Genomic DNA, 8,368 nt, shown 5'->3' on the forward strand with positions numbered 1-8,368 from the left:
AAACGTCGGCCGGAACAGAAGCCTTCACGGAGACTGCCGATGCGAGCCCGCCTCGCGACGCTGAAAGTCATGCTTGTCGCCCTGCCGCTGGCGGTGGGAGCCTGCGCCACAACCGGTCCTGCGACCTCGGCCGACGAAGGGGCAACCGCCGCGACGGCCTCGTCCAAGACACCGACGAGCGCCTATTCCATGCGGTGGGATCACCGCCCCGAATCCGACCGCTGGACCAGCACCGCGGTATCCGCGCTGCGCACGCATGGCAGCGCGCTTCCGGCCACCGTGCCGCAGGATATCGAAAACTGGTGCCCGGGCTATGCCGATGCGAGCCAGGCAGAGCGCGAGGCGTTCTGGGTCGGCCTGATCTCGGCGCTGGCGAAATACGAAAGCACCTGGAACCCCGCAGCCGTTGGCGGCGGCGGGCGCTGGTTCGGTCTGGTGCAGATTTCGCCGGCGACCGCGCAATCCTACGGCTGTGCCGCCAAAAGCGGCTCGGCGCTCAAGGACGGCGCGAACAACGTGAGTTGCGCAATCCGCATCATGGCGCGCACGGTGACGCGCGACGGAGTTGTCAGCCAGGGCATGCGCGGGGTGGCCGCCGACTGGGGGCCGTTCCACACTGCCGCCAAGCGCGAGGACATGAAGGCCTGGACACGCAGCCAGCCGTTCTGCCAGCCCAAGGCCAAGGCCGCGCTGTCCAACCCGTTCCGCAACAAGCGCGACGGATAATCGCCGGGCTTTCCGGGGATCAGCCGGCCTGTGCCGCCATCCCCGGAATCACCCGCGCCCATGCCGGGATGTCCGCCGGATCCGCCCTTGCAATCACGTCCTCTGTATAGCGGTCGGCGGCATCCATGACGGTCTGGTAATTCCGCCAGCTCAGCAGATCCATGTTCGGCGGCATTGGCGGGCGCAGCAGGATCTCGTTGTCGGTCGCCTGCAATCTGCGGCTGAACTGGCTGGCCATCATGCTGCGCACCAGTGTTTCGGTGATCCCGGGCGCCCAGGAACGGGGCTTTTTGAACGGGTTGACCAGATCGCGCAGCATGTCCCACCGTCCTGGCAGATCGTCATAATCCAGATCGGCGCGACGCTCTTTCCAGCGTTCGAGCGATGAGATCACGTTTGGCCCGGTCTTGATCTGCCGCATCTCGCCGACCGGCAGGTTATCGAGCATTCCGCCATCGACGAGGATGGAACCATCCTTGCCCAGATAGGGCGGCAGCACGCCGGGTATCGCCGACGAGGCGCGGATAGCGATCCACAACGGGCCGGTGCGCATGATCTCGGTGGCGTTGGTGGTCAGGTTGGTTGCCACGGCGAAATAGGGCAGCCAGAGATCCTCGATCCTCACGGCGGTGAAGTGCTTTTTCAGCAGCTCATCCAGCCGGACGTGATCGATCAGGGCGTATTTCGGAACCGTCGCGCGGCGGAGCGCGCCGTTGCGGACGAAGATGTCGTCGACACGCACGCCGATCTCCTGCGTGTCCATGCCCAGAACGAAGGCACCGGTCATCGCGCTGCCGGCGCTGGTGCCGCCGACAATGTCGAACCGCCCACCGGCGCGCGAGAACGCCGCCCAGACACCGGCATGGGCCGGGCCGAAAGCGCCACCACCCGAGCAGACAAGCCCCACCGCCGTTCCGTTGACGAACCGCGCCACGCGCCTGATATCCTCGTTGTCCGCGAGCGCGACATGATGATGCATGCGAACCGGGCGACTGGCCAGCCATTCGGCGGTTCCGCTGACAGAAATGCGCCGCGCGGGATGTACCAGCATCAGCCGCCGCTGGGGCTGCGGAACCTGTTCGAAGGCAAAGGATTCCATCGCCGATAGCCCGGGCGGCGGGTCGTCTGCAGTACCGATCAGCAGCACCTCGTCGGCGTGCCGGAGGATGGCGCGGGTCCAGTCGCCATCGGCGGGATCGGGTACGTAGAGCGTGACCCCCTGGGGGTTTTCGTTGGCGCAGAACCAGGCGATGGCGTTCGGGCTGCCGGGCGGGGTGCGCCCCATTTCGCGCAGGTAGACCTCGTGGGTTATCACCCGGATCGGCCTGTCGACGGCCAGCGCCGAGGCAAGCCTGGAAATGATCGTGTCGACGGGAAAGGCATCGCCGGTCGCCAGGGGCACGATCGTTCGCGGCGACGGGTCGGGGCGTTTTTCGTCCGAGAGCAGCTTGTGGCTGTTGGCGATACGGCCCGAAAGCTCGGTGGTGATCGCGTCGCGCAGCCGGGGAAATTCGTCGCACAGCCGGTCGTAATCCTCGCGGTTCAGCCGGAATACCAGCGAATCCCGGCTGGCCGTCACGGTTGCCGTTCGCGGAACACCAGTAAAAAACGCGATCTCGCCGATCACGCTGCCCGAATCGACATCGCCCAGCGAATGCCCGTCGCGCTCGACGCGGAAGCGCCCGGCGGCGATAAAGTAGATCTCCGACGACGGGCTGCCCTGCCGGATCAACCGTTCGCCGCGCATGACCCGCACCCTTTCGAGGCGGCTCTGAATGTCGCGCGATGATAGAATGTCGAGCAGCGACTCGTGCATGGATGAATGCTCTAACCTGAACCTGACAATGACGAGGCCACGCGGGATGCGCGGCTCAGCGATCGACGGCAAACTAGTCAAGTATGCCGGGCAAGTCCATCTGTCGCGCCGGTCCGGCCGGATTTGGGGCGGCAAACCGCCCGATAGCCCGCGCGTGCCACCGGGTGGCGGCGAATCAGGCCGACAATGTCGTGCGGACCCAGCGCGGCCGGCGCGTCATCTCGGCCAGCGAAACAGTCGGCGCATGGCGCCCGCCGAGCCGCAGGGTCTGCGCCTTCATCTCCTCGATGGCCTCGGCCGAGCTTGCCGGCAGCGACTTGGCGGGGATCGGACGGCCGAAATTCAGCCGGTAGGGCTGGCGGTCCTTGTTCAGCGTCTCGTGGAACAGCGTGATATCCCGCAGGCTCGGGTGGATCAGGTCGAACATGTAGAACAGCGCCGAATTGCGCGCCCGCACGTTCACCGGGATCACGTCGAGGTCGAATTTTCGCGCGATCATCGCCGCCGAGGCCATCCATTCGCGCTCGTGCAGCTTCAGCCAGCGCCGTTTCGCCAGGCGCCCGGACGGGAAGATCACGCCGATCCGGCCGGCCTCGATCGCCTTGCGGGTATAGGCCATGGTCTCGCGAGTCTTGGCGTGGCTGCGTTTTTCGACCCGCCATTCGACCGGGGCGATCATGGTTTCGAGCTGCGGAACCACGCGCAGGATGTCGGAATTGGCATAGAAGAACGGATCGGCCCGCCGCTTGGTAAGGGCGTGCCACATGATGATACCGTCGGCGATACCGGTGGGGTGATTGGCCACAATCAGCGCCGGCCCGCTCTGCGGCACGTTTTCGAGCCCCGAAATCTGGACATCGCGGGCGATCAGCTTGGCCATGTGGTTCATGATCACGTCGGCGGGTTCGTTCCTGAGCTGGTTGCCGAGCGCGATGGTGTCGTCGTAGCTGAGCACGCGGTTTAGAAGCCGGTGCGCGTTGCGGCTGACAAAACTGTCCGAGAACAGCCAGTTGGCGCGCTCGCGGATCAGGGGATCGATTCTCGCGCGCATGTCGCCCTGCACACCGCCACCGAAGGCTGCGGGCGCCTGAACATGATTCATCTGATTCTCCGCCCCATGGTTTGACGCATTCAGACAGCGCTACAGCCACAACTTAACAGCTTGATAACGGCTCGTCACGCCCCGCCGGGTCCTGTGCGTTTCTCCGCCGGGCCGGCCTGCCGCACCGGTCGCGGCGGCGGCGGCGGGCAACGTTTCCGTCGCCCCGGAACCGGCGGTGGTACCCTCAGTGATCGAGGATGCGCGTAACGATTTCCCCGGTATTGCGGCTCAGCCCCGGCGTGGCGGCAAGCCGTTCGAGGTTCTCGCGCATCAGCGCCCGCCGGTCGGCATCGTAGCGGTGCCAGGTCTCGAACGGAGTTGTCATGCGGGCCGCTGTCTGCGGATTTACCGGATCGAGGCGGATCAGCCAGTCGGTCACCAGCGCATAGGAGGCGCCGCTCGGGTCATGGAAACCCGCCGCGTTCGCCGCCAGCCCGCCGATCACCGAACGGAACCGGTTGGGGTTCTTCCAGTCGAAATCGGCGTCTTCGGTCAGGCGGCGAACCGTGGTGGCCGCCGCTTCGGGCCGGGCGCGGCCGGCCTGCACGCCAAACCAGTTGTCCATCACAAGCCGGTTGCCCTGCCATTGCCGGCGGAACGCCGCCAACGCCTCCTCCGCCCGCCCGGTTTCCACCAGGCAGGTCAGCGCGCCGAACTGCTCGGTCATGTTGTCGGCGGTGGCGAATTGCGCAGCGGCCCGTTCGCCCTCGTCGAGCAGCGACAGATAATCCAGCGCCGCCTGACGCAACGCGCGGCGACCGGCGCTTGCGGCGTCGGGCGAATAGGAATCGCCGCGCGCCCGCAGCGCGTCGTAGAGGCCACCCAGCGTGTCACCGATCTGCCCGGCAACGGCACGGGCGAGCGCGCGGCGCGCCGCGTGGATCTTCCACGGATCGGGCGTGACCCCGGCATCGAACAGGGTCTGCGCCATGTCGTCTTCGCCCGGCAGGCGGAGGGCCAGGGCGCGGAACGCCGGATCGAGGCTTTCGTCGCCCGCCAGCGTGTCGAGCGCATCGAGGAAGGCCACCGGCGGCGCGGCCGCTTCGATGACCATCCGCGACAGCACGTCCTGGCCAGCGCGCGCCCGGCCTCCCACCTGTTGAAGGGATCGGTGTCGTGGGCCAGAAGGAAGGCGCGCTCGCCGGCGCCGACCTCGCGCTCGAGGATCACCGGCGCCGAGAAATCGCGCAGGATCGACGCCACCGGCCGGGCGCCCAGCCCCTCGAAAGCAAAGGTCTGTTCCGCACCGGTCAGTTCCAGCGTCCGGGTCGGAACGATCTCGTCGCCGTTGGGCGACAGAAGACCCACCGACACCGGAATGACCATCGGCGCCTTGTCGGGCTGGCCGGGAGTCGGCGGAACGAACTGGGTAAGCGTCAGGCGGTAGGTGCCGTTTTCAAATGCCTCGCTGACGCCGACGCGCGGCGTGCCCGCCTGCGAATACCATAGCCTGAACTGGCTCAGGTCGCGCCCGGTCGTGTCCTCGAAAACTCCGAGCCAGTCCTCGATGGTGCAGGCCTGCCCGTCGTGGCGGGTGAAATAGAGATCGAGCGCCCTGTAATAATCCTCGTCCCCGACCAGCCGCTTCAGCATGCCGATCACCTCGGCGCCCTTTTCGTAGACGGTGGCGGTATAGAAGTTGTTGATCTCGACAAAGCTCTCGGGGCGGACCGGATGGGCAAGCGGGCCGTTGTCCTCGCGGAACTGGCGGGCGCGCAGCATGAGGACATCTTCGATCCGCTTCACCGCGTGGCTGCGCATGTCGCCGGTGAACTGCTGGTCGCGAAAGACCGTCAGCCCCTCTTTCAGGCAAAGCTGAAACCAGTCGCGGCAGGTGATGCGGTTGCCGGTCCAGTTGTGGAAATACTCGTGCGCGATGACGCTCTCGATACGTTCGTAGCTGGCATCGGTGGCCGTATCCGGACTGGCGAGCACCAGCGCCGCGTTGAAGATGTTGAGCCCCTTGTTTTCCATCGCGCCCATGTTGAAATCGCTCACCGCAACGATGTTGAAGACATCGAGATCGTATTCGCGGCCATAGACATCCTCGTCCCATTTCATCGACCGCTTGAGCGCGTCCATGGCAAAGGCGCATTTGCCCTCGTCGCCGGGGCGCACCCAGATGTTCAGCGCCACCTCGCGGCCCGAACGGGTGGCGAAGCTGTCCGGATGGGCGACCAGATCGCCGGCAACCAGCGCGAACAGGTAGGCGGGCTTTGGCCAGGGATCGGCCCATTCCGCCCATCCCGCGCCACGTGCGACAGGATTACCATTCGACAGAAGCACCGGCATGGCGCTTTCGATCCGCACGGTGAAGGGCGCCATCACGTCGGGGCGGTCGGGGTAGTAGGTGATGTGGCGGAAACCTTCGGCCTCGCACTGGGTGCAGAACATGCCGCCGGACATGTAGAGCCCTTCGAGCGCGGTGTTCGCGGCGGGATCGATCTCGACCTCGGCCTCCCAGACGAAGGGGGCATCGGGCACCTCGCAGGTCAGCCCTTCGCCGGTCAGTGTCGGCGTCACCTCGTTTCCATCGACAGCCGCCCGGACCAGCCGCAGATTCCGACCATGCAGAAAGAACGGGCCGTCCGCACGTTCGGGGTTGGCAGAGAACGCGATCCGCGAAATCACGCGGGTGCCTTCCGGCGCAAGGCGAAAGGTCAGGTGGACGGATTCGACCCGGTGGGTAAAGGGCGCGTAATCGGCAAGGCGGACAGTTTGCGGTGCGGTATCGGTCATCGCGGGGCTCCATGCGGTTGCCCGCTACCTATGCAGCGCAGGAGCCTCGCGCAACCGGGGTAAGTCGCCGGCCCGTCACCAGTCTCCGTCTCCGTGTCATGCAACTGTAATGCTAGCTTCGGAGAGTGCCCTTCTATTGGCCAGCCAGGAGGCTCGGACAGGACGTTTGCGCGCCGCTTCAGGGAAGACGTGCCGCCGCGACGATGGGGCCCGGCCCGGCCTGTTGCAGCAGCACCGCAGCCGCATCATCGTCAGGTACGGGCACCTTCATGTCGAGCGGCTCGGCCGGGCTCCAGTCGCCGATCACATCCCAGGATGTCACGATGTTAGAATAGCTCACGACCTTGCCCGCGTTCTCGCCGCGTTCGATCTCGACCACGCGTTCCGGAATGTAGCGGACAAGCTGGATGGTCAGCGGCGCGGTGGCATGTACCATGGACGGTGCCGAGATCCAGACATCGCCGCCCTCGCGCGTGACCGTCAGCGCAACCGGCGGCGCGGCTTCCGAACGGTCCATGACCGCCTCGGCCACCTCCATCGGGCGGGTTCCGACGATCTGGTCGCGCCCGTCCACCACCATCTGGGGGGTATAGATACTGCGGCTGCCGGCAACCCGGGCATAGGCCTTCTGCCGTTCGGTGTTCTCGGGCCGGGCGAAGGTATCGGCCCAGCCGATGTAATCCCAGTAATCGACATGCAGCGCCAGCGGCAGCACATCGTCGCGCAGCGCCAGCTTTGCCAGCAGCGCATCCGCCGGCGGGCAGGAAGAGCACCCCTGCGAGGTGAACAGTTCGACAACCACGAGGTTGCCGCTCTCGGCGCATGTCGGCAGCGGCTGGGCCAGCAGCGCCCCCCCGGCCACAAGACCGGCAATCAGCTGAGTCACTTTCATCGGCAGACTTTCCGTAGCAGCACGCGATTGTCTTAGCTCGGCCCCCCTGCAACAGCCAATCAACAACCCGTGGGATTGTCGTAACCGCCCTGCCGCGCCCCTGCCGGAAAGGACAGCCCCGTTTCGACCACCTTCAGCCAGCCGGCTTCTGCCCGTCGGGATGGTAGATGCCGCGGTACGGATCCCGTATCCCGCCAACCCCGTATCTGTTGTTCCAGTCCTTGGGGATGCCGCCGCTGGCGCGTTCGTATTCGTCGGCGGGCATGCGGGCCATCACCGGGCGCATCAGGTCGCGCACCTCGGATCGCGCCTTGACGCCGAGCTTGCCGGAGAGGGATTCGACCCAGGCGCGCACACGATCCTCGGACACGTCGAGGCAGACCGAAATCTCGTGGTTGCTGCGGTTGTCGAGCACCATCTGCAGGGCGACATGCTCGGCCGGCGTCATATCGTGCAGCGCCGCCACCAGCCGTGGCGGAATGCCCGCCGCGATGGAGCCGATCGCATCGAAGATACCGAGCGAGCGGTCCACCTTCGCCTCGATGCGCGCCAGGATCGCCAGCGCATCCCGCAGCCCCGCCTCGAGCGCCGCGAGCCGTTTCTCTGTGTCCTTGCCAGAACCATCGGTCATGTCGTGTCGTCCGCTGATTGCCATGAACGTCTTTTCGGCCATGAAGCCGGCGCTGGCAATCCCCCGCCCGTCCGCACAAGGCAGCGGCATCGAAGATTGCCCTCTGTGCGCCGCCAGGAGACGGAAGGGAGCCCCTTGCAACATCGGTGCAGCGCCCCCGCCGCACCCATGTATCACGACAGGGCGCGCCTCAACGCAGGCACCGCCCGCAGGAGCGTCAGGTCGAGCAGCAACACCACCGCGATTGCGATCCCCGCCATCGGAAACAGGATGCCGAGGAGGACGACCAGCGCGGCCGCGCCCTTCCACAACGGTGCGTCGCGCGGCTTCGGCGGCGCGGCGATGCGCCCGGCACCGGCCGGGCGGCGTTTCCACCACATGATCAGGCCGGACAACGATACAACGACCACCGACAGGCAGACGGCGGTGTTCAGGACCAGGTTCCAGACCCCCATGTCGCCC

At 66.3% G+C, this 8,368-nt stretch carries 5 protein-coding genes and 2 pseudogenes; 1 reads left to right on the top strand and 6 read right to left on the bottom strand.

Features of this window, described 5'->3' with window-relative positions; genetic code table 11:
- Positions 1 to 39 precede the first annotated feature (39 nt).
- Complete coding sequence (locus tag ACK5IR_RS14035; RefSeq protein ID WP_416929798.1) at positions 40 to 726, top strand: transglycosylase SLT domain-containing protein; 687 nt, start codon at positions 40 to 42, stop codon at positions 724 to 726.
- Positions 727 to 745: 19 nt separating this feature from the next.
- Here the strand turns inward: ACK5IR_RS14035 and ACK5IR_RS14040 are convergent, their stop codons facing one another.
- The 6 genes and pseudogenes from ACK5IR_RS14040 to ACK5IR_RS14065 form a co-directional block, all read right to left on the bottom strand.
- The gene (locus ACK5IR_RS14040; protein WP_416929799.1) at positions 746 to 2,542 is read right to left on the bottom strand and encodes a patatin-like phospholipase family protein; all 1,797 of its coding nucleotides are present in this window, start codon (positions 2,540 to 2,542) and stop codon (positions 746 to 748) included.
- A gap of 175 nt (positions 2,543 to 2,717) precedes the next feature.
- Positions 2,718 to 3,593, bottom strand: coding sequence for a 1-acyl-sn-glycerol-3-phosphate acyltransferase (locus ACK5IR_RS14045; RefSeq protein WP_416929802.1), 876 nt, complete (start codon positions 3,591 to 3,593; stop codon positions 2,718 to 2,720).
- Between the two features lie 235 nt (positions 3,594 to 3,828).
- Positions 3,829 to 6,383: pseudogene (gene pepN / locus ACK5IR_RS14050) on the bottom strand (aminopeptidase N).
- 178 nt (positions 6,384 to 6,561) lie between these two features.
- The gene (locus tag ACK5IR_RS14055; RefSeq protein WP_416929800.1) at positions 6,562 to 7,275 is read right to left on the bottom strand and encodes a DUF1223 domain-containing protein; all 714 of its coding nucleotides are present in this window, start codon (positions 7,273 to 7,275) and stop codon (positions 6,562 to 6,564) included.
- A 133-nt stretch (positions 7,276 to 7,408) separates the two neighbouring features.
- Positions 7,409 to 7,906: a LuxR C-terminal-related transcriptional regulator gene (locus ACK5IR_RS14060; protein WP_416929801.1), complete on the bottom strand. Its 498-nt coding sequence runs from the start codon at positions 7,904 to 7,906 to the stop codon at positions 7,409 to 7,411.
- A gap of 173 nt (positions 7,907 to 8,079) precedes the next feature.
- Positions 8,080 to 8,368: pseudogene (locus ACK5IR_RS14065) on the bottom strand (PepSY domain-containing protein); the annotation flags it as partial.

This window comes from Tropicimonas sp. (assembly GCF_047971885.1).
Classification (GTDB): Bacteria; Pseudomonadota; Alphaproteobacteria; order Rhodobacterales; family Rhodobacteraceae; genus Tropicimonas.